General features: G+C 72.1%; 21 protein-coding genes. 12 read left to right on the forward strand and 9 right to left on the reverse strand.

Annotation, left to right across the window (positions count from 1 at the left end; genetic code table 11):
* Window positions 1-35: 35 nt before the first annotated feature.
* On the forward strand, window positions 36-1,421 hold the full coding sequence (locus HS041_RS31795; RefSeq protein WP_230880051.1) for an MFS transporter: 1,386 nt from the start codon (window positions 36-38) through the stop codon (window positions 1,419-1,421).
* Here HS041_RS31795 and HS041_RS31800 read toward each other — a convergent pair.
* On the reverse strand, window positions 1,402-1,947 hold the full coding sequence (locus tag HS041_RS31800; protein WP_196444561.1) for an FHA domain-containing protein: 546 nt from the start codon (window positions 1,945-1,947) through the stop codon (window positions 1,402-1,404). The genes HS041_RS31795 and HS041_RS31800 overlap by 20 nt on opposite strands.
* A gap of 98 nt (window positions 1,948-2,045) precedes the next feature.
* Here HS041_RS31800 and HS041_RS31805 point away from each other — a divergent pair, with 98 nt between their 5' ends.
* From HS041_RS31805 to HS041_RS31815, 3 genes are read left to right on the forward strand one after another with little or no spacing between them, the layout of a single operon-like run.
* Window positions 2,046-2,573, forward strand: coding sequence for a PadR family transcriptional regulator (locus tag HS041_RS31805; RefSeq protein ID WP_196444562.1), 528 nt, complete (start codon window positions 2,046-2,048; stop codon window positions 2,571-2,573).
* Window positions 2,570-3,274 (forward strand): ABC transporter ATP-binding protein, encoded by a 705-nt coding sequence (locus HS041_RS31810; protein WP_196444563.1) that lies wholly within the window; start codon window positions 2,570-2,572, stop codon window positions 3,272-3,274. Before HS041_RS31805 ends, HS041_RS31810 begins: the two co-directional genes overlap by 4 nt.
* On the forward strand, window positions 3,271-5,976 hold the full coding sequence (locus HS041_RS31815; RefSeq protein ID WP_196444564.1) for an FtsX-like permease family protein: 2,706 nt from the start codon (window positions 3,271-3,273) through the stop codon (window positions 5,974-5,976). The genes HS041_RS31810 and HS041_RS31815 overlap by 4 nt, the downstream gene beginning before the upstream one ends.
* 99 nt (window positions 5,977-6,075) lie before the next feature.
* On the opposite strand, the gene HS041_RS31820 is transcribed toward HS041_RS31815, so the two are convergent.
* Both HS041_RS31820 and HS041_RS31825 read right to left on the reverse strand, forming a co-directional pair.
* A complete protein-coding gene (locus HS041_RS31820; protein ID WP_196444565.1) occupies window positions 6,076-6,828 on the reverse strand; it encodes a class I SAM-dependent methyltransferase in 753 nt (250 codons plus the stop codon).
* 211 nt (window positions 6,829-7,039) lie between these two features.
* A complete protein-coding gene (locus HS041_RS31825; RefSeq protein ID WP_196444566.1) occupies window positions 7,040-7,972 on the reverse strand; it encodes a hypothetical protein in 933 nt (310 codons plus the stop codon).
* A 346-nt stretch (window positions 7,973-8,318) separates the two neighbouring features.
* Here HS041_RS31825 and serA point away from each other — a divergent pair, with 346 nt between their 5' ends.
* The 3 genes from serA (at window position 8,319) to HS041_RS31840 (ending at window position 12,782) form a co-directional block, all read left to right on the forward strand.
* Entirely contained in the window at window positions 8,319-9,908 is a 1,590-nt protein-coding gene (gene serA / locus HS041_RS31830) for a phosphoglycerate dehydrogenase (protein ID WP_196444567.1), read from the forward strand.
* Between the two features lie 543 nt (window positions 9,909-10,451).
* The gene (locus HS041_RS31835) at window positions 10,452-11,498 is read left to right on the forward strand and encodes a 3-isopropylmalate dehydrogenase (RefSeq protein ID WP_196444568.1); all 1,047 of its coding nucleotides are present in this window, start codon (window positions 10,452-10,454) and stop codon (window positions 11,496-11,498) included.
* A 189-nt stretch (window positions 11,499-11,687) separates the two neighbouring features.
* Window positions 11,688-12,782 carry a branched-chain amino acid aminotransferase gene (locus tag HS041_RS31840; protein WP_196444569.1) on the forward strand — a complete coding sequence of 365 codons (1,095 nt, stop codon included), beginning with the start codon at window positions 11,688-11,690 and terminating at the stop codon, window positions 12,780-12,782.
* 115 nt (window positions 12,783-12,897) lie between these two features.
* Here HS041_RS31840 and HS041_RS31845 read toward each other — a convergent pair whose 3' ends face one another.
* Entirely contained in the window at window positions 12,898-13,551 is a 654-nt protein-coding gene (locus tag HS041_RS31845) for an O-methyltransferase (RefSeq protein WP_196444570.1), read from the reverse strand.
* Between the two features lie 278 nt (window positions 13,552-13,829).
* Between HS041_RS31845 and cimA the strand changes: the two genes are divergently transcribed.
* Window positions 13,830-15,407 carry a citramalate synthase gene (gene cimA / locus HS041_RS31850; RefSeq protein ID WP_196444571.1) on the forward strand — a complete coding sequence of 526 codons (1,578 nt, stop codon included), beginning with the start codon at window positions 13,830-13,832 and terminating at the stop codon, window positions 15,405-15,407.
* An 88-nt stretch (window positions 15,408-15,495) separates the two neighbouring features.
* On the opposite strand, the gene HS041_RS31855 is transcribed toward cimA, so the two are convergent.
* From HS041_RS31855 to HS041_RS31865, 3 genes are all read right to left on the reverse strand, one after another.
* Window positions 15,496-17,169, reverse strand: coding sequence for a heparinase II/III domain-containing protein (locus tag HS041_RS31855; protein WP_196444572.1), 1,674 nt, complete (start codon window positions 17,167-17,169; stop codon window positions 15,496-15,498).
* A 196-nt stretch (window positions 17,170-17,365) separates the two neighbouring features.
* Entirely contained in the window at window positions 17,366-17,983 is a 618-nt protein-coding gene (locus HS041_RS31860) for a cysteine hydrolase family protein (protein WP_196444573.1), read from the reverse strand.
* Between the two features lie 44 nt (window positions 17,984-18,027).
* Entirely contained in the window at window positions 18,028-19,062 is a 1,035-nt protein-coding gene (locus HS041_RS31865; protein ID WP_196444574.1) for a helix-turn-helix domain-containing protein, read from the reverse strand.
* Between the two features lie 15 nt (window positions 19,063-19,077).
* Between HS041_RS31865 and HS041_RS31870 the strand changes: the two genes are divergently transcribed.
* Window positions 19,078-19,731 carry an HD domain-containing protein gene (locus HS041_RS31870; protein WP_307845542.1) on the forward strand — a complete coding sequence of 218 codons (654 nt, stop codon included), beginning with the start codon at window positions 19,078-19,080 and terminating at the stop codon, window positions 19,729-19,731.
* A 99-nt stretch (window positions 19,732-19,830) separates the two neighbouring features.
* Here the strand turns inward: HS041_RS31870 and HS041_RS31875 are convergent, their stop codons facing one another.
* Window positions 19,831-20,202: an antibiotic biosynthesis monooxygenase family protein gene (locus HS041_RS31875; protein WP_196444575.1), complete on the reverse strand. Its 372-nt coding sequence runs from the start codon at window positions 20,200-20,202 to the stop codon at window positions 19,831-19,833.
* A 158-nt stretch (window positions 20,203-20,360) separates the two neighbouring features.
* On the opposite strand from HS041_RS31875, the gene HS041_RS31880 reads away from it, so the two are divergent.
* On the forward strand, window positions 20,361-21,137 hold the full coding sequence (locus HS041_RS31880; protein WP_196444576.1) for a fumarylacetoacetate hydrolase family protein: 777 nt from the start codon (window positions 20,361-20,363) through the stop codon (window positions 21,135-21,137).
* Between the two features lie 28 nt (window positions 21,138-21,165).
* Entirely contained in the window at window positions 21,166-22,497 is a 1,332-nt protein-coding gene (gene gltX / locus HS041_RS31885; protein WP_230880131.1) for a glutamate--tRNA ligase, read from the forward strand.
* On the opposite strand, the gene HS041_RS31890 is transcribed toward gltX, so the two are convergent.
* The gene (locus tag HS041_RS31890) at window positions 22,391-23,731 is read right to left on the reverse strand and encodes an MATE family efflux transporter (RefSeq protein ID WP_196444578.1); all 1,341 of its coding nucleotides are present in this window, start codon (window positions 23,729-23,731) and stop codon (window positions 22,391-22,393) included. The two genes, gltX and HS041_RS31890, sit on opposite strands and share 107 nt — an antisense overlap.
* A gap of 53 nt (window positions 23,732-23,784) precedes the next feature.
* Between HS041_RS31890 and HS041_RS31895 the strand changes: the two genes are divergently transcribed.
* Entirely contained in the window at window positions 23,785-24,321 is a 537-nt protein-coding gene (locus HS041_RS31895; RefSeq protein ID WP_196444579.1) for a PadR family transcriptional regulator, read from the forward strand.
* Window positions 24,322-24,323: the final 2 nt, after the last annotated feature.

Raw genomic sequence — 24,323 nt, forward strand, 5'->3', positions numbered from 1 at the left:
TACCGAGCGTTCACTTGGTGCGATTCAATGTGCGGATGGTGACCCCGGCGTCCGCTCCCGCCCCAGATCCCGTCCCCGGCCCGGCCTCCGCCACCGTCTCGCGCGGCGTGCGCATCGGCTACGGTGTCGGCTCAGTCTCCACCGCGACCTTCTCCACGGTCCCGGGATTGCTGTTGTTGTTCTACATGACGAACGTGCTGGCCATCCCGGCGTGGGCGGCGGGCCTGGTCGCGTTCCTGCCCAAGGTCTGGGACATCGTCATCAACCCCTGGGTCGGCCAGCGCTCCGACCGGACGGTCTCCCGGTTCGGCGCCCGCCGACCGTGGATGCTGGCCGGCGCCGTGGCCCTGCCTCTGGCGTTCGCCGCCACGTTCGCGGGGCCGCCGCTCACCGGTCTGGCCGCCGCGGCCTACGTCGCGGTCTGCTACTTCCTCACCGCGACGGCCTACGCCCTCTACGAGGTCCCGTACAAGGCGATGGCGGCCGAGATGACCACCGACTACCACGAGCGCTCCTCGATCCTGCAGTGGAAGATGGTCTTCGTCGGCCTGGCGATCCTGCTCTCCGGCGCCCTCGCGCCGGCGATCGCGGGCACCGAGGTCTCCGGCTACCGGCTCATGGGGCTGGTCGTCGCGGGGGCGCTGTTCGCCTCGATGACCGCCTCCTTCCTCGGTACGGCCCGCGCCCCGGTGGTCACCCGCGCCGAGGCCGAGGCGTCGGTCCGGGCCCAGTTCGCCGCGGCCCGCACGAGCGGGCCGTTCATGACGCTGCTCGGCCTGAGCTGTGCCCAGATGTTCGCCGCCGGGACGTTGCTGGCCGGCGCGCCGTACTTCGCCACCTACACGCTGCGCGATCCCGGGGCCGTCACCACGCTCCTGCTGTGCATCGTCGGCCCGCTGCTGGTCACGATGCCGGGATGGGTCTGGCTCTCGCGGCGTTACGACAAGCGCGGGGCGATGATCCTGGGCTCGGCGCTGTTCTGCGCGGGCACGGCCGGGATGGCGCTGTCCGGGCAGTTCGGCTCGGTGTACGCCCACGCGTGCGTGCTCGTCGTGGGGATCGGCTACGCCGGGCTCCAGTTGCTGCAGTTCTCGATGTTGTCGGACGTGATCGTCTACGACGAGGCGGTCACCGGCAGGCGCCGGGCCGGAGTCTTCACGGGGCTCTGGACGGCCGCCGAGACCGTGGTCTTCGCCTTCGGGGCACTCGTCTACGGCTGGCTGCTGGGCGTGGCGGGCTTCGTGGAGTCGGATCCGAAGACACCGGTGGAGCAGCCCGAGCAGGCGATCGAGGCCACGCTGTACGGCGGCACGATGATCCCCGCGGCCCTCGTCGTGGTCGCCATCTGGCTGACCACGCGCTACACCCTCACCGCGGAGCGGCTCAGGTCGGCCGGGAGGCTCAGATCAACTGAGGTGTGATCACCACGAACGCGCAGTCTCCGAAGGAGACCACGTCGCCCGGCCGGACCCGCGCCGGACCCACCAGGCGCCAGTCGTTCAGCCGGGTGCCGTTGAGCGAGCCGAGATCGACGAGGACCCAGTCGTCCTCGTCGCGGCGAAGCTCGGCGTGCACCCGGGAGACGGTCAGGTCGGCCAGGACCAGGTCGCAGGCCGAGCCCCGGCCCACGACGTAGCGGGTGCGGGCGTCGCCGGGCAGTGCCAGCTTGGGCAGCCGGGGGCGGCGCCAGGCGGACTCCACCCGGGTGGTGAAGTCGGAGACCGAGGAGACGACCCCGGTCACCAGGCGGCGGAACCGGCCGCGTTGCGGCAGGTCGGCGACCAGTTCGTCCAGTTCGCCCTGGCTGCGGGCGCGGAGTGCCATGTCGACGCGCCCGAGGAACGTGTCGTGCGAAAGTCGCCCCTCGACGGCGCGGTCACGGAGCTCGTTGATCGCACGATCGCGGTCCCCGTCGGATGCGCGTGCCGGGGGATGCGTCGAGCTCATCTCCCGAGTATCGGTCCCCGCGGCGATGTCTGTCCAGAATATGCGGATCTCTCGTCCCCGCTTGCCGTGACCATACTGAGTATGCATACTCAGTATCCATGGCGATCCGACAAGGGCTGCTGGCCCTGCTGAGCCAGGGGCCCCGCTACGGCTACCAGCTGCGTGCCGAGTTCGAGGCGTCGACGGGGGCGACCTGGCCGCTCAACATCGGCCAGGTCTACACGACGCTCTCGCGCCTGGAACGCGACGGCCTGGTGGCCCAGGGCGAGCAGGATGACCAGGGCCGGGTCGTCTACGCGATCACCGAGGCCGGTCGGGCGGAGATGGAGCGATGGTTCAGCACCCCCGTCGCCCAGTCCGACCGGCCCCGGGACGAGCTGGTCATCAAGCTCGCGATGGCGGTCACCGCGGTCGCGGACGTGCGCCCGGTGATCCAGGCCCAGCGCACCGCGACCATGCGCACGCTGCAGCGGCTCACCCGGGCCAAGCTGGCGAACACCGCAGGCCCGGCCCAGCGGCTGGTGCTCGATTCGATGATCTTCCAGGCCGAGGCCGAGCAGCGCTGGCTCGACCATTGCGAGGCCGTGCTGACGGCCTCCCCCCAGACGCAGGAGAAGCAAGCATGAGTTTCGATCCGGTCGTACGGCTCGCGGACGTGACCCGCGTCCACGGCGACGGCCCTCAGGCCGTACACGCCCTGAGGGGGGTGAGCATGGAGGTCGCCGCAGGAGAGCTGGTGGCGGTCATGGGGCCGTCGGGGTCGGGCAAGTCGACCCTGCTGAACCTGGCCGGCGGGCTCGACCTGCCCACCTCGGGCGCGGTGGTCGTGGAGGGCACGCCGCTGTCGAGCCTCTCCGCGAAGGAGCTCGCCGCGCTGCGCCGCAGGCGTGTGGGCTACGTCTTCCAGGACCTCAACCTGATCCCGTCGCTGACCGCCGTGGAGAACGTGATGCTCCCCCGCGAGCTGGACGGGGTGCGGGCGCGGACCGCCCGCGGCGAGGCCCTGGAGATCCTCGCCGAGGTGGGCCTGACCGAGCCCGGCCGCTTTCCCGACGAGCTCTCCGGCGGCCAGCGCCAGCGGGTCGCGATCGCCCGCGCGCTGGCCGGTGAGCGGAGGCTGATCCTGGCCGACGAGCCCACCGGCGCGCTGGACACCCCCACCGGCGACGACATCCTCCGGCTGCTGCGCGCCCGCTGCGAGGCGGGCGCGGCGGTGCTGCTGGTCACCCACGAGCCGCGCTACGCCGCCTGGGCCGACCGGGTGGTGTTCCTGCGTGACGGCGCGGTGGCCGACTCCACCGAGGCGACCCTGGAGAGCGCCCGATGAGCGCCGGAGGGAGAGGGCGCCCGGCGGACCCCGCGGGGGACCGGCCGGTGGACGCCGGGGAGGGGGAGCGCCCGCCCGCAGCCGGGCGCTCCCCGCTCGCCGCGCTCCTGGCCGCCCTGCGGATCTCCCGCCGGGACGTCTGGCGGGCCAGAGGGCGCAGCGCCCTGATCATCGTGATGGTGGCCCTGCCGGTCATGTTCTTCTCCGGGACCGTGACCTGGATCGCCACCCACGACATCGACTCCCGCGAGGCCCTGACCTGGGAGATGGGCGCGGCCGACGCGAAGCTGCGCGCGAGGCTCGGCGACGCCGTACGGCAGAGCGCGGACGGCGAGCTCTGGTTCGACGAGGACGGGGATTCCCGGGAGGGCGACCGGGCCGAGGAGCTGTCGCAGCAGCAGGTCGCCTCGTTCTTCGGCCCGGGCAGCCGGGCGGTGCGCGTGCGCGGCCTCTGGACCGGTTACGGGGGGCCCCGGGGCTACCGGGAGGGCGAGGTCGTGGAGATCGACCTGCACGACCCGATCACCGCGGGCATGTACCGGCTGGTCTCCGGGCGCCTGCCCCGGACGGCCGGTGAGGTCGCGACCAGCCCGAGCCTGGCCGTGGCCGCCGGGTCCTCGCTCACACTGGACCAGGTGGCCACCCCCGTCACCGTGGTGGGCGTCGTCGAGCCGCAGCGCCATCCCGCCCAGCCGCAGATCGTGGCGGCGCCCGGCACCGTGCCGACCGGCGGCGGGCAGGGCAGCGGCACCGAGTGGCTCGTCGACACCCCCGCGCCGGTCTCCTGGCAGCAGGTCCGTGCGCTCAACCGGCAGGGCCTGGTCGTGTCCTCCCGGGCGGTGATCAACGACCCGCCGCCGCCCGGAGGCATGGAGGACCCGGCCCCCCGCGACCCGCAGGGCTTCCAGACGGCGGTGACGGCCGTGCTGGGCGTGGCGATGGTCGTGCTGGAGGTCGCGCTGCTGGCCGGCCCGGCGTTCGCGGTCGGCATCCGCCGCCGCCGCCGGGAGCTCGCGCTGCTCGCCGCGCAGGGCGGCTCCGCCCGCCACCTGCGCTGGATCGTGCTCGCCGACGGGCTCACCCTCGGCCTGACCGCCTCCGTGCTCGGCTCCGTGCTCGGGGTCGGGGTCGTGGCCGCGCTCGCCCCCTCCATCCACCGCGGTCCGTTCGACCTGCCGCTGGGCCAGGTCGCCCTGGTGACGCTCCTCGGGGTGGTGAGCAGCCTCCTGGCGGCACTCGTCCCGGCTGCGCAGGCGGCCCGGACGGACGCGGCCACCGCGCTGGCCGGCCGGCATGGCCCGGTCAGGGACAGGAAGGGCTGGCCGGTGGCCGGGTTGGTGCTGGCGGCGGCCGGTTGCGCGGTAGCCGCGAGTCCGGTGTGGTCCGACGCGCGGGGCGAGCAGTTCACGGGCAGGGTCGAACTGCTCGCCGGAGCCGCCCTGGGCCAGTTCGGCCTGGTCCTCCTGACGCCCTGGCTGGTCCGCGCCGCGGCGGGACTCGCCGTACGGCTGCCGCTGCCCTTCCGGCTCGCCGCCCGTGACGCCGCGCGCAACCGGGGCCGTACGGCTCCCGCGGTGGCCGCCGTCCTCGCCGCCAGCGCCGCGTTCACCGCGGTGGCGGTGATCGGCTCCAGCCGGCTCGCCCAGGACAGGGAGGGCTACCTGCCCTCCTACGTCCACGGCAGCACGGCCGTCTCCGCCCGGCCCTCCGACCCCCGGGCCTGGGCGGAGGTCAAACGGGTCGTGACCGCGGCGCTGCCGGGCGTGCCGCTGATCGAGGCGGGCACGGTCGTGACGCGGGAGGACTCCTTCGCCAATGTCTCGGTGGTGAACCTCGCGTGCGAGAGGCACTGCATCTACGCCGAGGGGAGGTTCGGCGAGCTGCCCGTGGGCGGCGTGGACCTGCTCCGCCATCTCCTGCGGGGGCCCGACCCCGCGGCCGAGGCGGCGTTCGCCGAGGGCAAGGCGGTGGTCTTCGACCCGGCGGCGATCCGGGACGGCAGCCTCGTCTTCACGATCGGGGACTCCGAGAAGCCGAGACCGCGGACCGTGCCCGCCGTCCTCGTGCGCCCCCGGTCACCGCTGCCGGTGACCGGCGTGCTCCCGGTCGCGGCGGTGACCCGGCTCGGCCTGCAGGTCCGCTACGACCACCTGATCGCCGATCCGGCCGTGCTCCGCGCCTCCCCGGAGACGACCGAGCGCCTGAACTCCGCGGTGACCGCGGTCGGCTTCTCCGCCGGAGCCTACGCCGAGCTCGGGTTCACCGGGGATGAGACGGCGACGCTGCTGGTCCTCGCCGCCGCCGCCGCGCTGCTGGTCCTCGGCGGCACGTTCGCCGCGACCGGGCTGGCCGCCGCCGAAGCCAGGGCGGACCGGGCCACGCTGGCCGCGGTGGGCGCGCCCGCCCGAACCCAGCGGCTCCTGGTGGCCGGCCAGGCGGCGTTCATCGCCGGGCTGGGGGTGGTCACCGGCACCGCGGCGGGCATGGTCCCCGGCGTCGCCGATGCGGTCGCGTCCTCCCGCCGGGCCGCCTCGGTGATCATGCAGGGGTCCGGCGGGCACCATTACAGGGCGAGCGGTGTCCTGGTCGACGTGCCGTGGCCCGTCCTCGGCGCCATGGTGGTCGGGCTGCCGCTGCTGGCGGGGCTGGTGGCGGCGCTGTTCACCCGGACGCGCGTGGTGCTGACCCGCCGGATGACCTGACCGGTCGCCACCTGACCGGTCGCCGGCGCGGCTCCGCCGGCGGCGGCCCGGAGCACATGCCCGTTCCCGCGGGGGGCACCCTCCGCGGGAACGGGCGGACTACGGCAGCGTGATGCGGATCTTCGACTGCTTGTGCGGGAGTTCCTCCCAGTCGTCCATGAACTTGGCGGTCAGGCCGTACTTGGCCGCCAGGTCCACCAGCGTCTCGGTCCGGTAGTAGAAGTCCTCGCGCAGGACCTGGTGCTCGCGGCCCTCGGTCCGGTCGAAGGTGAAGTCGAACCAGCCGCCGGGCTTCATGACGCGGCCCACGTGGGCGAAGCACTCCTCGATCACGTGCAGCGGGGAGTGGGAGAAGACGCTGTGCGCGTGGACCACGTCGAAGTGCCGGTCGGGCAGGAAGTCGAAACGCAGGTCGCGGACCGGGGTCAGGTGGGGGAGTTTGCCGCGCAGGCCGTACGCGGCCAGGGTCTGCTGGGCGGCGACCAGGATGTCGGGGGAGATGTCCAGGCCGTAGTAACCGCCGGTGTCGAGGTAGTCGATGAACAGCCTGCCGGCGCGAAGGTTGCCGCAGCCGATCTCCAGCATCCGGTGCTCGGGCCGCAGGCCGTGCCCGACCAGGTAGTCGAACTGCATCTGGCCGAGGGCGAGCCAGCGGGCGTGCGACTTGCTGCCGACCGCCGCCTCGGGATTGCGCGCGGTGTCGGACTTCATCACCGCCCGGTAGTAGCTGACGTGGTCGCCGGTGCGCAGCCGGAGCCAGGTGTCCCTGGCGAGTCGCCGCACGTGGGGGACGATCCTGTCGGGATGCCGCACGGCATAGCGGATCTGATGGATCGGGTCCGAACGGGTCATTCAGGTCACCTGGTCCTCCGTGAGCAGGTACGCCAAGGCCTCCGGCACCGCGGCGGAGACGACCACCCCGGTGCCGGACGGGCCCACAGAGGCATGCTTACCTGGATCGGGCCGTCCAAAGATGTGAACGGCCCGTTCCTGGCCTCGGGATTACCCGGACCATACGTTGCACCCGGCCGGCGGGGCGCCGGCCCCGTGTCGCGGTCCCGGTCTAGTCCCGGACGTCCGCGCAGACGACGTGCGCCCCTATCTCGACCATGCGCTGCTCGCTGCGGGCGTCGGCCACCCGGGCCATGAGGATCGGCGCCTCGCTCGCCGCCAGCTGCGGCAGCCGGGCCCGTACCCCGCGATGCAGGTCCCGCACCACGTCCTCGGCCGCCGACATGTGCACCTTGACGTGCAGCATGATCCCGGGAGCGCCGGAGGCGGTCCGGGCCTCGGAGATCCACACGTGATGCACGAGCGGGAAGTCGGCGAGGAGGTAGGCGATCGCCACGCGCAGCGCGGGCAGGATCGGATGGGTGCACCGCCGGTAGCCGGGATCGACCATCTGCATCGGCCCCGACAGGTGGGGGCGCGGCGCGGGGATCCACGGCTGGTCGGCGGCGGGCGCGGACGTCCGCAGCGGGTCCGGTGGGCCTGCCGGCATCTGCCGGCTCACCGGGCTCACCGGGCTCATGGTGGACGCGGGGCTCATCGTGGGCGCCGGGCTCACCGTCGAGGTGCGCGAGACCGTGGCCATCGCCCCGGTCGCGTACGCGGTCGGCGCCGCGCTCGACAGCACCGGCGTCGGGCCGCTGCGGGTCGCGCGCAGGTACCGCTGGAGATCCTCGATGGGCACGGCCGCCGCGGTGGGGCCCGCGGCGTCGATGACGATCTCCCGCACGCCCGTGACGCGCTGGATGTCGAGGATGGTGTCGGCGTCGCACTCCGACAACGAATGGCTGCCGCGGTGCCGCGCGTAGGTGCTGGCCGAGGTGTATCCGAGCAGCACGCGCTCACCGGCCTGCGTCGTCCCCAGGACGACGGAGCGGTCCGGCCGCACGGCGACCAGGAGTCCCCATTCGGCAAGCGCCGCCAGCAGCCGGTGCGGACCGCCGTGCTGCGCGAGCACGTCGCCGAGAGCGGGGTTCCCGATGCTCATATGACGAACGATAGGTAGAGGACCACGGCTTATGAGGGTAATCGTGAAGATTTATCGCAAGCAATACCAAGTTGAAGTTCCGTGCATGAGTTTCGGCGGGAAGGGTACTGGGCGAGGCTGCGGCGGGGGACCGGGTTCCCGCCGAGGTCACGCCGGTGGCACGGCGTCCCCCTCCGCCGGCGGCGGGGACGCGAGGCCCCGGGACGGGCCGGAGCGGGGCGTCTCGGATCATGAGGCGCCGGGGCGCCTTCCGTCTCGGATCGCGGGACACTCGTGAACGCGTTCACAAGCGCCGATAGACTGCGTGAGGTCCGTGCAGCCCTTCCCGTCTCATAAGGAACCACCAGTGAACAAGCCCGTCGTACTGGTCGCAGAGGAACTCTCCGAGGCCGGTCTCGCGGTCCTGGGCGCGGACTTCGAGGTCCGCCACACCGACGGCGCCGACCGCGCCCAGTTCCTGCCCGCCCTCGCCGACGTGGACGCGCTCATCGTGCGCAGCGCCACCCAGGTGGACGCCGAGGCCATCGCCCGCGCGCCCAAGCTCCGCGTCGTCGCCCGCGCCGGCGTCGGCCTGGACAACGTGGACGTGGAGGCCGCCACCAAGGCCGGCGTCATGGTCGTCAACGCGCCCACCTCCAACATCACCAGCGCCGCCGAGCACACCGTCGCGCTGATCCTCGCCTCCGCCCGCAACGTCGCCCAGGCGCACACCGCGCTCAAGGGCGGCGAGTGGAAGCGCTCGAAGTACACCGGCGTGGAGCTCGACGAGAAGGTCGTGGCCATCCTCGGCCTCGGCAAGATCGGCCAGCTCGTCGCCCAGCGCCTGCAGCCGTTCGGTGTCGAGCTGATCGCCTACGACCCCTACCTGCAGCCGGCCCGCGCCGCGCAGATGGGCGTGCGCCTGGTCTCGCTGGAGGAGGCCCTGCGCGAGGCCGACTTCATCACCGTGCACCTGCCCAAGTCCAAGGAGACCATCGGCCTCATCGGCGACAAGGAGCTGCACGCGGTCAAGCCCTCGGTCCGCCTGATCAACGTCGCCCGCGGCGGCATCATCGACGAGAACGCCCTCTACTCCGCGATCAAGGAGGGCCGGGTCGCCGGCGCCGGCATCGACGTGTTCCCCAAGGAGCCCGTCACCGACAGCCCGCTGTTCGAGCTGGACCAGGTCGTCGTCACCCCGCACCTGGGCGCCTCCACCCACGAGGCCCAGGAGAAGGCCGGAACCCAGGTCGCGCGGAGCGTGAAGCTCGCCCTCGCCGGGGAGTTCGTGCCGGACGCGGTCAACGTCCAGGGCGGCGCCGTCGCCGAGGACGTCAAGCCGGGCCTGCCGCTGGCCGAGAAGCTCGGGCGGGTGTTCACCGCCCTGGCCGGCGAGGTCGCCACCAAGCTCGACGTCGAGGTCCGCGGTGAGATCGCCTCCCAGGACGTCCGGGTGCTGGAGCTGGCCGCGCTCAAGGGCGTCTTCACCGACGTGGTCGAGGACTCCGTCACCTACGTCAACGCCCCGCTCCTGGCCAAGGACCGCGGCGTGACCGTGGAGCTGATCACCAGCTCCGAGAGCCCCGACTGGCGCAACGTCGTGACCGTCCGCGGCGTCCTGGCCGACGGCCGCACGGTCTCGGTCTCGGGCACGCTGTCGGGCCCGCGCCAGATCACGAAGATCGTCGAGGTCAACGGCTACGAGATGGAGATCGAGCCGACCGACCACCTGTCGTTCTTCGCCTACTCCGACCGTCCGGGCGTCGTCGGCGTCGTCGGCCGCATCCTCGGCGACCACGGCATCAACATCGCCTCGATGCAGGTGTCCCGGGACGTCAAGGGCGGCAAGGCGCTCATCGCGCTGACCGTCGACACCGCGATCCCGGCGGAGGTCGTCGACCAGATCGTCGCCGAGATCGGCGCCGAGAGCGGACGCTCGGTGGACCTGACCGACTGACCGGCAAGCCGGGGGACCGGGCCGCGTGACCGGCCGGGCGTCCCCGACTCCGTACGGCCGCCGCCCCGCGCACGGGACGGCGGCCGTCTCATTATCTGGGATGTGGGTGCGGCGGGCGAGACGGCACCTCGGAGACGGGGTAACCTGGAGGGCAAATGCGCCAGGTTCTCGTACTCATTACCTGCCGCGGCGGGGCCTGACAGGGCAGGCCGGCAACCCGCCGCGGTGTGGTGGCGTTCGCCGGCAGGTAAGTCCCCGTCGCCGGTCCGTGACCCGGGCCCGCGACACCAGGTCCGGTCCGGATCCGCGATCGGAAATCCGGACCACCTCCCCCTCTGCTTCCGTGCGACACGAGACGAGATTCGCCATGTACGACATGTATCCCTGGAACCGGCCCGAGGACGGCGAGGACGAGGCCACCGAGGCCCTCCAGGTGGCGCTGGACCGCCGCGACAACGGCGGCTCCCCCGCCCAGTGAGAGCGGCTCTGTCCATTATCTGAGATGAGTATCCGTCAGTCGAGACGGAGCGGTAGGGTGCCCGCATGGATTCGCGCAACATTCGTCTGGCAGTCATCCCCGGCGACGGGATCGGGACCGAGGTCGTCACCGAGGGCCTGAAGGTCCTCGACGCGGTGGGCGCCAAGGTGGAGACCACCACCTACGATCTCGGCGCCCGGCGCTACCACCGGACCGGCGAGACCCTTCCCGACGGGGTCCTGGACGAGCTGCGCGGATACGACGCCATCCTGCTCGGCGCGATCGGCGACCCCAGTGTGCCGCCGGGCGTGCTGGAGCGCGACCTGCTGCTCAAGCTCCGTTTCGAGCTCGACCACTACGTGAACCTCCGCCCGGTCAGGCTCTTCCCCGGCGTCGAGACCCCGCTGGGCAAGGCCCGGTCCGAGGACATCGACATGATCGTCGTCCGCGAGGGCACCGAGAGCCTGTACGCCGGGGCCGGCGGCGTGCTGCGCCGCGGCACGCCGCACGAGGTCGCCACCCAGGAGTCGCTGAACACCGCCTTCGGCGTCGAGCGCGTCGTCCGCTACGCCTTCGACCAGGCGCTCGCCCGCCCCCGCAAGAAGCTGACGCTGGTCCACAAGACCAACGTCCTGACCTACGCCGGCGACCTGTGGGCACGCACGGTCGACCGCGTCGGCCTGGAGTACCCCGACGTGCAGACCGACTACTGCCACGTCGACGCGGCCTCGATGTTCTTCATCACCCAGCCCGAGCGGTTCGACGTGATCGTCACCGACAACCTCTTCGGCGACATCATCACCGACATCGGCGCCGCCGTCGCCGGCGGCATCGGCCTGGCCGCCAGCGGCAACGTCAACCCCGAGCGCGCCGCACCCAGCATGTTCGAGCCGGTCCACGGCAGCGCCCCCGACATCGCCGGGCAGGGCAAGGCCGACCCCACCGCCACGATCCTCTCGGTCGCCATGCTCCTGGACCACCTGGGCCTGGCCGGGGAGGCCGCCCGGGTCCAGCAGGCCGTCGCCGACGACCTGCTGGAGCGGCAGACCAAGCGGACGGCCCGGACCACCCACGAGATCGGCGACGACATCGCCGCCCGAGTAGCCGGCTGACGAGCCGCCACTCACCGACCTGTCAGACGCGCCCGGCGGCTCCCATCGAGCCGCCGGGCGCGTCTTCGCGTATCCGGGCACGTCCCGGCCCCTGCCGGGCACCCGTCCGGATGCAGTAGTTTCCCGTTACCCGGTCCATCGCAGAATGGACTAAAGGGTAGACCCGTCACGAAGAGAAGGACCTCCGTCATGACCACCGCTCAGAAGCTCAGCTTCGACGTGCAGCTCTCCGACCACGCTCGCACCGCGGCCGAGCGCGAGCGGGTACTGGCGAGCCCCGGGTTCGGGCAGGCCTTCACCGACCACATGATCTCGATCGACTACACCGAGGGCCGGGGCTGGCACGACGCCCGGCTCACGCCGTACGGCCCGCTCAGCCTCGACCCGGCGACCTCGGTCTTCCACTACGCCCAGGAGCTCTTCGAGGGGCTCAAGGCCTACCGGCAGGAGAGCGGGGCGATCGTCTCGTTCCGGCCGCACGCCAACGCCGCCCGCTTCAACACCTCCGCACGGCGCATGGCCATGCCCGAGCTGCCCGAGGACGTCTTCGTCGAGTCGCTGGAACTGCTCGTCCAGACCGACCGCGAGTGGGTGCCGACGACCTCCGGCCACAGTCTCTACCTGCGCCCCTTCATGATCGCCACGCAGGCCGCGCTCGGCGTCAACTACCCGTCCAAGAACTACAAGTACATGGTGATCGCCTCCCCGGCCGCCGCCTACTTCGGTGCGGGCAAGGCGGTCTCGGTCTGGCTCTCCACCGAGTACACCAGGGCGGCACCGGGCGGCACCGGCTTCGCCAAGTGCGGCGGCAACTACGCGGCGGCCTTCGTGGCCCAGCGCCAGGCCGTCGAGCAGGGCTGCGACCAGGTCGTCTGGCTCGACGCCAACGAGCACCGCTACGTGGAGGAGATGGGCGGGATGAACCTGTTCTTCGTCTACGGCGACCGCCTGCTCACCCCCGCCCTCACCGGCACCCTGCTGCCCGGCATCACCCGTGACTCGATCCTCACCCTCGCCGCCGACCTCGGGCTCAAGGCCGAGGAGGGCCGCCTGTCGATCGAGGAGTGGCAGGCCGGCTGCGAGTCCGGAGAGCTCACCGAGGTCTTCGCCTGCGGCACCGCCGCGGTGGTGACCCCGGTCGGAGCGGTCAAGGGCGCCGACCGCTCCTGGACGGTCGGCACGGGCACCCAGGGCCCGGTCACCCAGCGCATCCGCGAGGAGCTGACCGGCATCCAGTACGGCACCCGCCCCGACCCGCACAACTGGGTCCACAAGATCTGCTGACCGCACCCGCCGATCCGCATGCGGAGCGGGCCCGCGGGCGGGCGCAGCGCACCCGGCGCGCTGTCCTGGAGAGATCGGGAGGATCTCCGCCCGCGGGAGCCCGGCGAGGCTCCCGTCAGTGCTTCCGGATCATGGTCATCCCGTCGGCGATCGGCAGCATGATCGAGGTCACCCTGTGGTCGGAGGCGACCATGTCGTTGAACTCCCGGATCGCCACGGTGGTCTCGTCGTGCTCGGCCGGGTGGGCCACCTTCCCGTGCCAGAGGGTGTTGTCGACCAGGATGAGGCCGCCCGGGGCCAGATAGGTCAGCAGGGTCTCGTAGTAGAGCCCGTAGTTCTCCTTGTCGGCGTCGATGAAGGCCAGGTCGACGGCGGGGATCAGAGGCAGGTCGTGCAGGCGCTCGGATGCCGGGCCGATCTTCAGTGTGATGCGGTCGGCGACCCGGGCCTTCTCCCAGTAGCGCCGGGCGACCGAGGTCCACTCCTCGCTGATGTCGAAGCAGGTGAGCCTGCCCCGGCGGGAAAGGCCCCGCGCCAGGCAGATGGCCGAGTAGCCGGTGAAGGTGCCGATCTCCACGGCGTTCTTCGCCCGGACGAGCTGAGCCATCATGGTGAGGAACCGGCCCTGGTCAGGGGAGATCTGCATGCCCGCGCGGTCGCCGGCGAGCTCACGGGTCTCCACGGCCAGCGCGTCCAGCACATCGTCCGGACGGCTGGTGTGCGCGAGCAGGTACTGCCCGACGGCCGCCTCCAGGTAAGTCGCCTTCATGGTGCCATTCTCGCCGGTGAGCGGCACCGCCCGGTACGCGGGGTAGCGATTCCGCGACACGCCGTGGATCTCGTATCCTGAGACCGATGTGTCAGATGATGTCGCCGTGTGGCAGACTCCGGAGCATCATGTTCTACGGTCTGCTCATTATCGGCAGGCGCGCCGGCTGACAAGGGACACCGCCGGCGCGCAGACCTCTCACGTCCGTGAGGGGTCTTTCTTGTTTCTCAGGCCGAAAACGAGCGCGCGGCGAGACACGACCGCGAAGGAGATCACCGATGACCGACGACCGCTTCCACGTGTACGACACGACGCTCCGCGACGGCGCCCAGCAGGAGGGGCTCAACCTCACGGTCGCCGACAAGCTCGCCGTCGCGCGGCACCTGGACGCGCTGGGCGTCGGCTTCATCGAAGGGGGCTGGCCCGGCGCCAATCCCAAGGACACAGAGTTCTTCCGGCGGGCTCGAACAGAGCTCGGCCTGAAGCACGCGCAGCTCGCCGCGTTCGGCGCGACCCGCCGGGCCGGTGTGAAGGCAGCCGACGACCCACTGGTGGCCGCACTGCGCGAATCCGGCGCGCCGGTCGTGACCCTTGTCGCCAAGAGTCACGACCGGCACGTGGAGCTGGCTCTCCGCACGACTCTCCAGGAGAACCTCGCGATGATCCGCGACACGGTCTCCCACCTCCGTGCGGAGGGGCAGCGGGTCTTCCTCGACGCCGAGCACTTCTTCGACGGGTACAAGTCCAACCCGGATTACGCGCTGGAGGTGCTGCGCACCGCCGCCGAGGCCGGAGCCTCGGTGATCGCGCTGTGCGACACCAACGGCGGCATGCTCCCCGACGAACTGGCCGAGGTCGTCCACGAGGCGGTCGGCACCGGAGCCCGGGTCGGCATCCACTGCCACGACGACACCGGCTGCGCGGTGGCCAACACCCTGGCCGCGGTCAAGGCGGGCGCCACCCACGTGCAGGGCTGCGCCAACGGCTACGGCGAGCGCTCCGGCAACGCCAACCTGTTCACCGTCGTGGCCAACCTCCAGCTCAAGCGGGGCTTCGACCTGGTCCCGCCGGAGGCGCTGGCCGACATGACCCGCATCGCGCACGCGATCACCGAGGTCACCAACGTCACCCCGAACTCGCACGCCCCCTACGTCGGCGTCTCCGCCTTCGCGCACAAGGCCGGGCTGCACGCCAGCGCCATCAAGGTGGACCCCAACCTCTACCAGCACATCGACCCCGCCCAGGTCGGCAACGACATGCGCATGCTGGTCTCCGACATGGCGGGACGCGCCTCGGTCGAACTCAAGGGCCGCGAGCTGGGCTACGAGCTGCAGCCGGAGACCTCCCGCGAGCTGGTGGACCGGGTCAAGGACCTGGAGTCGCGGGGCTACACCTTCGAGGCGGCCGACGCCTCCTTCGAGCTGCTACTGCGCGACACCGTGGCGGGCGAGCGCAGGCGGCACTTCGCGGTGGAGTCATGGCGGGTGATCGTCGAGCGGGCCCGGGGCGGCGAGCTGGTCAGCGAGGCCACGGTCAAGCTGCACGCCAAGGGCGAGCGGATCGTCGCCACCGGCGAGGGCAACGGCCCGGTCAACGCACTGGACCGGGCGGTCCGGGCGGCGCTGGAGAAGCTCTACCCCGAGCTGGCCGGAGTCGAGCTGATCGACTTCAAGGTCCGGATCCTGGAGGGCACCCACGGCACCGACGCGATCACACGCGTGCTGATCACCTCCAGCGACGCGACCGGCGAGTGGGCCACCGTAGGCGTCGACGAGAACATCATCGAGGCGTCCTGGCAGGCCCTCGAGCAGGCCGTCACCTACGGCCTGCTCCGCGCGGGGCACCAGGCGGATTGAGCGGCCCGGACGGCCAGGGGTGCGGCGTGCCGCACGCCGTACCCCTCCGCCGTCCGGGAAGGCTCCCGGGAAGGCTCCCGGGAATGCTCTACGACAGCCCGGAACCGCTCACCCGGAAGCCGGTCCTGCCCTCGGACGTCTCCACGGTGACCTTCCCGCCGGAACACGAGAGCGAGGGCCTGTCGGTTCCGGGCACGACCACCGTGAGCAGCGGGTCCGCGGAGGCGGGGGAGACGACCGCGGGGGCGGCCTGCTTCTTCAGGTAGGCGGGGGAGACCCAGCCCTGGTACGGGCCGGTGGCGCCGCGGACGACCTTCGAGGCGACCGGCTTGCAGGACGGCATCGAGACCTGGACCAGCGTCGCCTTCCAGCCGCTCCTGTCCTTGACCACGATCCGGCCGCCGCCGCTCGACACCGTCGACAGCTCCGGGGCGAAGTGCCAGACGTTGCGGACCTTCGAGCCGCCGGGGACGGTGTCCAGCACCGCCATCACGTCCTCACCGTGGTTGACCAGGACCGAGCGGGTGCGCGGCACGCCGTACGCCCGGTCGGTCAGCCGGAAGCTCTGCCGGTCGTCCTTGACGGAGGACGCGGTCAGGGCGGTCGAGGTCCGGGGGCGGAACCTGGCCCCGGCCACCATCGGCACGTTGTGCGCCTCGGGGGACATCGTCCAGTGGCGGTAGCCGTTGTTCTCGTAGGAGTGGAAGCCCACGTCGACCAGGACGTCGCGGCCCTGGGCGTAGTAGGTCACGCCCAGGTGGTCCTCGTGGCCGTGGTACTTGGCGCCGGGGCCGAACCGGATGGAGTAGAACGCCGAACCCGGCTTGTCCCAGGCGGTGCGGCCGTAGACGTAGCCGTTGCGGAAGACCTTCACGGTCTTCTTCGGACGGGCGTACCCGACCGGGCGCACGTCCGCTCCGCCGTCGCCGATCGGCACCATGAAGCCGTTGGGCTGGGTGGAGTGGGAGATGAAGTCCTCCAGGGACTTCCAGCGCTCCGTGATCGAGGCGGGCACCTTGCGGCCGCACGCCCCGATGTTGTCCATGGCGACCTTGAGCCGGTCGTAGACGTAGATCGCGTAGCGGGGGGCCTGCTCGCGCAGGGCGCCCTGGGAGTCGACGTCGAGCTCGACCGTCTCGGTCAGCCGGCGGATCGCCAGGCTCGACCACTCGTCGCGGTTGTAGCGGCAGCCGATGCCGAGCAGCGCGATGTCCTGGTCGATGCCGTGGTTGTGGCCCTTCTCGTACAGCGCCGGATTGGAGAGCATCCCGGCGTGCTCGGCCAGGCTCCTGGTCAGCCAGGACGCGTCGACGTGCTTGCTGAGGCAGACCAGCGCCGGGGCGCGCAGCGCGATCGGGTGCTCCTGCCAGGCGTACGGGCTCCCGCCGCCGCGCGGGTTGTCCTGCACCCAGTCCTCGGCGATCTCGGTGGCACGGGCGAGGTAGGCCTTCTCGCCGTTGTTCTCGTAGTCGGCGACCAGCCGTCCCATCCAGCGCAGGGAGTGGAAGACCATGCTCCAGGAGCGGTTGCGGTAGGGGTCGGCCCGCCAGTCGACGTCCTTGCCCACCTTCACCGGGGCGAGGTCGAGGAACCCGACCTCGCCGCTCATGATCTCCGCCGAGGTCGGGGTCGCGGGCAGCCAGTCGCCCTGGCACTCGGCCGTGCGTTTGACCGTGCCCGTGGCCTCCGCCGTACCGGTCGTGCCGCCGATGGTGAGCAGGAGGGCGACGGAGAGTGCGAGTGCTTGTGTGCGGCGGCGCACGCCAGTTCCTTCCGGGGCAGGTGGGAGAGCTGATTATGCTGTCCGAATCCCACCAAACCGGTCAAGCTGGGTGGCCCTCTTCTCCCGCATCGTTAGCAACTAGATGCGCGGGTGCCACCGGGGGGGCCGGGAGGGCGCCGCCCCGCTCGCGGACGGTCCCGCGACGCCCGCCGCCCCTTCCGCCGAGGGGCCCACGTCAGGCGGGCACCGCGGTCCCCTGGCGCGTGCTGGCCCAGATGTCCGGGCGCGGCAGCGGCTCGCCCGTCGTGACCGCGGCCGCCCACTCGGCGGTGGTGGCCACCGAGGCGAAGTTGGAGTCCATCACCACCAGCACACCGCGGTGGACCTCCTCGGCGGTCAGGCTCCCGGACCGGTTCGACAGGGCCACCGTTCCGGTCGCGTCCGACAGGAACTCCACGCGCATCCCCCGGTGGTAGGCGTCGCGGACGGTGGACTCGTCGCAGTTCTGCGTCATGTATCCGGCGACGGCCAGCGTGTCGATCCCTCGGGCGTCCAGCCACTGGCCGAGACCGGTCCCGGCGAAGGCGGAGGCCATCGACTTGTCCATCAGCAGGTCGTACGGCCTGCCCGCGACCTCCTCGCGCAGCTCCCATCCGTGCCCGCCGTCGGCGAAGATCGGCGACCCGGCCGGCTCGGTGTGCCGGACCACGATCACCGGAACGCCGTGCTCGCGGGCGGTGTCCATGGCCGCGAGGACGTTGGCCAGGCTCTCCTCGCGCGGCGGGTAGGCGATCGGCAGGTTGCCGGTGAAGTACTCGTTCTGGACGTCGATGACGATGAGGGCTCGCTTCATGCCGCCAGCTTCGCGGCACGGGCCGTCCGTCCGTGAGGGCCGCCTCAGCCACCCACCGAGAGATTCGCGCCATCCGGCCTGCCCGAGCGGCCGTTCCCGCCCGTCCGGCCCCGGTCTGCCTTTCCTCCGGCGCCGAAGGTCTCCCGGTAGGCCGTGGGGGAGACCCCCACCTGGCGACGGAAGTGCGGGCGCAGGGCCACCGCCGAGGCGAAGCCCGCCCTGCGGGCCACCCGTTCGACCGGCTCGTCCGTCGTCTCCAGCAGCCGCTGGGTGTGCAGCACCCGCTGGTGGAGCAGCCACTGCGCGGGCGTGGTCCCGGTGACCTGGCGGAAGCGCCGGTCGAAGGTGCGCCGGCTCATCAGCGCCCGGGCGGCCAGCGTGTCCACGGTGAGCTCGCGGTCCAGGTTCCGCAGGGCCCAGTCGAGGGTGTCGCCGAACGGGTCGCCGGTGGCGAGGGCCGGGACCGGATGGTCGATGTACTGCGCCTGGCCTCCGGACCGGTGGGGAGGCGTGACCAGTCCGCGGGCGATGCTGTTGGCCGCCTGGGTGCCGTACGAGCGGCGCACGAGGTGCAGGCAGAGGTCGATGCCGCCGGTGCTGCCCGCGGAGGTGAGGATGTCTCCCTCGTCCACGTAGAGCACGTCGGGGCGGACCTCGATGCGCGGGTGCATCGAGGCGAGCAGCCCGGCGTAGCGCCAGTGCGTCGTGGCCGGGCGCCCGTCCAGCAGACCGGTGGCGGCCAGCACGAATGTGCCCAGGCACAGGGAGACCACCGTCGCGCCCCCGGCGTGGGCCCGGCGCAGCGCCTCCAGGGCCTCCTCCGGGGGCGGATCGCCGGCCGACGGCCGCCGCCAGGTCGGCACGACGACCAGGTCGGCGCCGTCCACGGCGTCCAGGCCGTACGGCGCGGCGAGACTCATGCCGGCGTCCGTGCGCACCGGGCCGCCCTCGGCGGAGATCACGCGTACGTCGAACTCCGGACGGTCGTCCCGCCGCTCGCCGAACACCGCGATCGGCACCGACGCCTCGAACAGGGGGATCCGATCGAACATCAGCACCGCGACCGTCGAGAACCCCATGGCGGGATCCTATCGGTGGCTGGCTTCCCGGCCACTCACCCGTGCGGGCGGCACCCCGGCATGCTGGGCGGCGTGAAGCTCACCGACCTCGAGGTCCCCGAGACCCCCGCCGCCCGCGCCGCCCTGGAGGCGGCCACCGCCTACTGCTCGCCCGCCCTGCTCAACCACTCCGTCCGGTCCTACCTGTGGGCCGCCGCCTACGCCGACGCGCGCGGCATCGCCTTCGACGCCGAACTGCTCTACGTCTCGGCGATGTTCCACGACATCGGGCTGGTGGCGGAGTTCGACAGCCACACGGTCCCGTTCGAGGAGGCCGGAGGCCACGTGGCGTGGGTCTTCTGCGCGGGTGCGGGCTGGCCGGTCGAGCGCAGGGTGCGCGCCGCGGAGGTGATCGTGCGCCACATGTGGGACAAGGTGGACGTCGCCGAGGACCCCGAGGGGCACCTGCTGGAACTCTCCACCGGCCTGGACATCTCAGGCCGGAACCCGCAGGACTGGCCCGCCGGCCTCCGGGCCGAGGTGCTCGACCGCTACCCCCGGCTCGGGATCGCCGGGGAGTTCGCCGCCTGCATCAAGGAGCAGGGGGAGCGCAAGCCGGACAGCCTCGCCGGCGGGTTCGTCCGCGGCGGCGTCGCCGAGCGCATCGCGGCCAACGCCCTGGACCGCTGACCGCCGCCGCGGTTCCCCGGTCGGGAAGACTTCCCGCCCGGCGCCGTACGGCGGGGCGCCGCGCCGGCCCGCCCGGCGCCGCCGTACGGTGCCCGGGGGTCAGTCCTTGGGGCCCGTGCTCTGCACGACCTCGAACGACCAGATCTCGGAGCCGGAGGCGGCCGGGCCCTGCCCGTGCCCGTGGCCCTGCGCGGCGGCCCCGTGGCCGTGCCCCTGGGAACCGGCCCCGGCGGCGGCCTGGGCGTGGCCCCGCTGGAAGGCCTGGCTCTCGGTCCAGCGGGTGAAGTCCTCCTCCGAACGCCAGCGGGTGTAGACCATGTAGCGGTCGGTGCCCTCGACCGGGCGCAGCAGCTCGAACCACTCGAACCCGTCGGCCGACTCCACCATCCCGGCCCGGTTGGAGAACCTGCGCTCCAGCTCCTCGCGCATCTCCGCGGGCACGGTGAGCACGTTGATCTTCACAACTGACATCGTCGCCTCCTCGCATGGACTTCCCGATCACCCTACGGGCCCCGTCGCGGCCCCCTCCGGCGGGGAGCGCGTGTCCCGCCGTGCGGGTCACGGTGGTCGGCGCACCGTGCGGACGGCGGTCATCACGAGGAGGCCGGTGACGGCACTAGCCTTGTGGGGTGCGTATCGCGAGGTTCTCCACAGGTGACGGTGTCGGGTTCGGGGTGGTCGAGGGCGGCCCCGGCGAGGAGTTCATCTCCGGGGTCTCCGGGCACCCGTTCGGCCCGATCCAGTTCACCGGCGAGCGCCACTCGCTCTCGCAGGTCAAGCTGCTCGCACCCATGCTGCCCAGCAAGGTCGTCGCCATCGGCAAGAACTACGCCGAGCACGCCCGCGAGATGGGCGGGGAGGTCCCCGGCGAGCCGCTGATGTTCATCAAGCCGTCCACCTCGGTGATCGGCCCGGCGGAGGCCGTCGCCTATCCGACCGGGCTCTCGGAGCGGGTCGACTTCGAGGGCGAGCTGGCCGTGGTCATCGGCAGGCTCTGCCGGGAGGTGCCCGTCGAGCGGACCCACGAAGTGATCTTCGGCTACACCTGCGCCAACGACGTCACCGCGCGCGACCTGCAGAAGAAGGACGTGCAGTTCACCCGGGCCAAGGGGTTCGACACCTTCTGCCCGCTCGGCCCGTGGATCCAGACCGAGCTCGACCCGGCCGACCTGGGCATCACCACGGCGGTGAACGGCGAGGTCAAGCAGAGCTCGCGCACCTCCAAGCTCATGTACGACATCCCGACGCTGATCGCGCATGTGAGCGCGGTCATGACCCTCATCCCCGGCGACGTCATCCTCACCGGGACGCCCGAAGGGGTCGGCCCGCTCCAGGTCGGGGACGAGGTCAGCGTCGCCATCGAAGGTATCGGCACTCTCACCAACCGGGTGGTCTCCCGTGATTAGGGTTCGCTTCGCTCCCTCGCCCACCGGCATGTTCCACGTCGGCGGCGCCCGCACCGCGCTGTTCAACTGGGCGCTGGCCCAGCAGGCCGGCGGCCGGTTCGTCCTGCGCATCGAGGACACCGACGCCACCCGCAACCGCCCGGAGTGGACCGAGGGCATCCTCTCGGCGCTGGCCTGGATCGGGATCAGCGAGGAGAGCCCGGTCTTCGAGGGCCCCTACTTCCAGTCGGCCTACGAGCCCCAGCACCGCGAGGCCGTCGCCAAGCTGCTCGCCGACGGCAGGGCCTACTACTGCGACTGCACCCGTGAGCTGCTCCAGGAGCGCACCGGTTCCGAGCACAAGGGCTACGACGGCTTCTGCCGCGACCGCGGCCTGGCCGAGGGCGCGGTCCGCTTCCGCACCCCCGACGAGGGCGTCACCGTCGTGGAGGACCTGATCCGCGGCCGGGTGGAGTTCCCCAACGACGCGCAGGAGGACTTCGTCATCGCGCGCAGCGACGGCTCCCCGCTGTACGTCCTGGCCAACGCCGTCGACGACATCACCCAGGGCGTCACCCACGTGGTCCGCGGCGAGGAGCACCTGGGCAACGCCCAGCGCCAGCAGCTCCTCTGGCCCGCGCTGGGCGCCAATCCGCCGGTCTGGGCGCACCTGCCGGTGATCGTCAACGAGCAGCGCAAGAAGCTCTCCAAGCGCCGTGACAAGGTCGCCCTGGAGTCCTACCGCGAGGAGGGCTACCTGGCCGAGGCGATGGTCAACTACCTGATGCTGCTCGGCTGGGGCCCCGGCGAGGACCGGGAGATCATGCCCTGGACCGAGATGATGCCGCTGTTCAGGCTGGAGAACGTCAACTCCGCGAGCGCCTTCTTCGACGAGAAGAAGCTGCGCGCCTTCAACGGCGAATACATCCGGGCGCTGCCGGCGGACGAGTTCGTCCGCCGCTGCGAGCCCTGGCTGGACCCGAGCTGGGACCGCGCGACCTTCGTCAAGGTCGCCGAGCTGGCCCAGACCCGCCTCGCCGTACTGTCCGAGATCAGCGCGAACGTCGACTTCCTCTTCCTGGACGAGCCGTTCTTCGACCAGGCCTCGTGGGACAAGGCGATGAAGGGCCCGGCGGAGGAGATCCTCACCGGTTACCTCGCCCGCCTGGAGACGGCGGCCATGGACCCCGACTCCCTGAAGGCCGCCCTGGAGGAGGTCGGCGCCGAGCACGGCCTCAAGCTGGGCAAGGCCCAGGCCCCGGTCCGCGTGGCGCTCACCGGCCGGACCGTGGGCCTGCCGCTGTTCGAGTCGATCGAGGTCCTCGGCCGTGAGCGCTCGATGGAGCGGCTGCGCGCCGCCCTGACGCGGCTGCGAGGCTGAGTACGGCTCCCGCCGCCATCGCCAGCCAGACGCCGGTGACGCCGAGCACCGCGCCCATCAGGTGGGCGAGGGGCACCTGGACGGCCAGGCCCGCCAGCGTGGCGGCGAGCAGCCGGGTGCCCCGCCCGCTCGCCTGGAGCACCCCGCCGAGGGCGATCAGGCCGCCGAACGGGACGAGATAGAGCGCCGTCCAGCGCAGGAACTCCACGGCCCCGGCCGCGACCGCGGGATCGCCGGTGAACAGTCCCGTCACCGGCACCGCGACCGCGTTGAGCACGGCGGCGACGGCCAGTCCGGCGGCCAGGCCGTACCGGAGCGCCGGATCGGCGGGCTCGGCGCCGGGGGGGTGCCCCGGTCCGGTCCCGGCCGTTCCCGGGGCGGGGACGCCCGCGCGGGCCGTGCGGATCATGGCGGCCTGGCGCAGCGCGTAGAACACCATCACCCCGGCCAGCATGACCTTCGTGCCGATGCCGTACCCGGCCAGCGCCGCGACCCCGAATCCGCCGATCACGTCCACCAGGAGCATGCCGGCCAGGGCCCTGGCCAGGAAGTCGCCCGACATGGGCAGGCCGGTGCGGACGATGTCCGCCGCGTCGGCCAGGCTCGCCCGGGCCCGCCGGCCGCGGGGCGCGCGCCGTGAGAGCAGGGCCAGCGCGACGGTCAGGGTGACCAGCCGGGCCAGCGCGGTGGCCAGGGCCGCACCCTGCACGCCCAGGCCGAGGCCGTAGATGAACAGCGGGTCGAGGGCGATCACCAGCGTGTTGCAGAGCAGGGCGCTGCGCATCGGCGTCCGGGTGTCGCCGTAGCCTTTGAAGATCCCGTCCACCAGGGTCTGCGCGAAGAAGACCGGGAGGGCGGCCAGGGAGACCAGGTAGAAGTCGGCGGTCAGGGCGGCCGTCGCGGTGTCGTCGGTGGACAGCAGGGCGAGCGGCTCACGCAGCAGCACTCCGGGGACCGCCACCGCGGCGGAGACGGCCGCGCAGAGCAGCCAGGCCGTACGGATCACGGGAGCGACCGGCGCCCGGCCGTCGCGCCTGCCCACCACGACGGTCGTGCCCGTGCCGACGGCCAGGACCACTCCCAGGGCGAGGTACTCGGTGGTGGTCGCGATCGTCACCGCGGCCACGGCGGCGCTGCCCAGGCCGGAGACCCAGAGCAGGTCGATGAGGCCGACCGCGACCACGGCGGCCAGCAGTTCCACGTAGACGGGCAGGGCGAGACGGATCAGCTTCACACTTACCTCTATTCGAGTTATCTCGTTTAGAGGTATAGCGATACGATGCGCCCATGGCAAGCGGTGACCTGACCTTGTCGATCCTCGGTCTCCTCGGAGAGGGGCCGATGCACGGTTACGAGCTCAAGGCCCGCATCCACCAGTTGAGCGGGCACATCCGGCCGGTCAGCGACGGCGCCCTCTATCCCGCGATCGCCCGGCTGGAGAAGGCCGGGCTGGTGGAGCGGCACGAGGAGGAGGGGACGGGGGCCGCCCGCCGTCAGGTCCTCACCCTGACCGACGCCGGGCGGGCCGAGCTGCACCGGCGGCTGCGCGAGCCGGACGACCTCGACATCAGCGACCAGACCCGGTTCTTCGGTCTGCTGACCTTCCTGTCCCAGCTCCCCGACCGCGCCGCCCAGGCCCGGGTGCTCCGCCGCCGCCTGGACTTCCTGCGGACGCCCGCGAGCTTCTTCTACGAGGGCGGCAGGCCCCAGCGGGCCGAGGAGGTCCCCGACCCGTTCCGCCGCGGCATGCTCCTCGTCGCCCGTGCCACCGGCACCGCGGAGAAGCGGTGGCTGGAGGAGATCCTCGCGGAGCTGGAGCCCTGACG

It is taken from the genome of Planomonospora sp. ID67723 (assembly GCF_015711605.1).
In the GTDB taxonomy this organism is placed as follows: domain Bacteria; phylum Actinomycetota; class Actinomycetes; order Streptosporangiales; family Streptosporangiaceae; genus Planomonospora_A.

Excerpts from the sequence above, each read along its gene's own strand:
- HS041_RS31795 (WP_230880051.1), top strand. The coding sequence starts at position 36 with ATGGTGACCCCGGCGTCCGCTCCCGCCCCAGATCCCGTCCCCGGCCCG.
- HS041_RS31800 (WP_196444561.1), bottom strand. The coding sequence starts at position 1,947 with ATGAGCTCGACGCATCCCCCGGCACGCGCATCCGACGGGGACCGCGAT.
- HS041_RS31805 (WP_196444562.1), top strand. The coding sequence starts at position 2,046 with ATGGCGATCCGACAAGGGCTGCTGGCCCTGCTGAGCCAGGGGCCCCGC.
- HS041_RS31810 (WP_196444563.1), top strand. The coding sequence starts at position 2,570 with ATGAGTTTCGATCCGGTCGTACGGCTCGCGGACGTGACCCGCGTCCAC.
- HS041_RS31815 (WP_196444564.1), top strand. The coding sequence starts at position 3,271 with ATGAGCGCCGGAGGGAGAGGGCGCCCGGCGGACCCCGCGGGGGACCGG.
- HS041_RS31820 (WP_196444565.1), bottom strand. The coding sequence starts at position 6,828 with ATGACCCGTTCGGACCCGATCCATCAGATCCGCTATGCCGTGCGGCAT.
- HS041_RS31825 (WP_196444566.1), bottom strand. The coding sequence starts at position 7,972 with ATGAGCATCGGGAACCCCGCTCTCGGCGACGTGCTCGCGCAGCACGGC.
- HS041_RS31835 (WP_196444568.1), top strand. The coding sequence starts at position 10,452 with ATGGATTCGCGCAACATTCGTCTGGCAGTCATCCCCGGCGACGGGATC.
- HS041_RS31840 (WP_196444569.1), top strand. The coding sequence starts at position 11,688 with ATGACCACCGCTCAGAAGCTCAGCTTCGACGTGCAGCTCTCCGACCAC.
- HS041_RS31845 (WP_196444570.1), bottom strand. The coding sequence starts at position 13,551 with ATGAAGGCGACTTACCTGGAGGCGGCCGTCGGGCAGTACCTGCTCGCG.
- cimA (WP_196444571.1), top strand. The coding sequence starts at position 13,830 with ATGACCGACGACCGCTTCCACGTGTACGACACGACGCTCCGCGACGGC.
- HS041_RS31860 (WP_196444573.1), bottom strand. The coding sequence starts at position 17,983 with ATGAAGCGAGCCCTCATCGTCATCGACGTCCAGAACGAGTACTTCACC.
- HS041_RS31865 (WP_196444574.1), bottom strand. The coding sequence starts at position 19,062 with ATGGGGTTCTCGACGGTCGCGGTGCTGATGTTCGATCGGATCCCCCTG.
- HS041_RS31875 (WP_196444575.1), bottom strand. The coding sequence starts at position 20,202 with ATGTCAGTTGTGAAGATCAACGTGCTCACCGTGCCCGCGGAGATGCGC.
- gltX (WP_230880131.1), top strand. The coding sequence starts at position 21,166 with ATGTTCCACGTCGGCGGCGCCCGCACCGCGCTGTTCAACTGGGCGCTG.
- HS041_RS31895 (WP_196444579.1), top strand. The coding sequence starts at position 23,785 with ATGGCAAGCGGTGACCTGACCTTGTCGATCCTCGGTCTCCTCGGAGAG.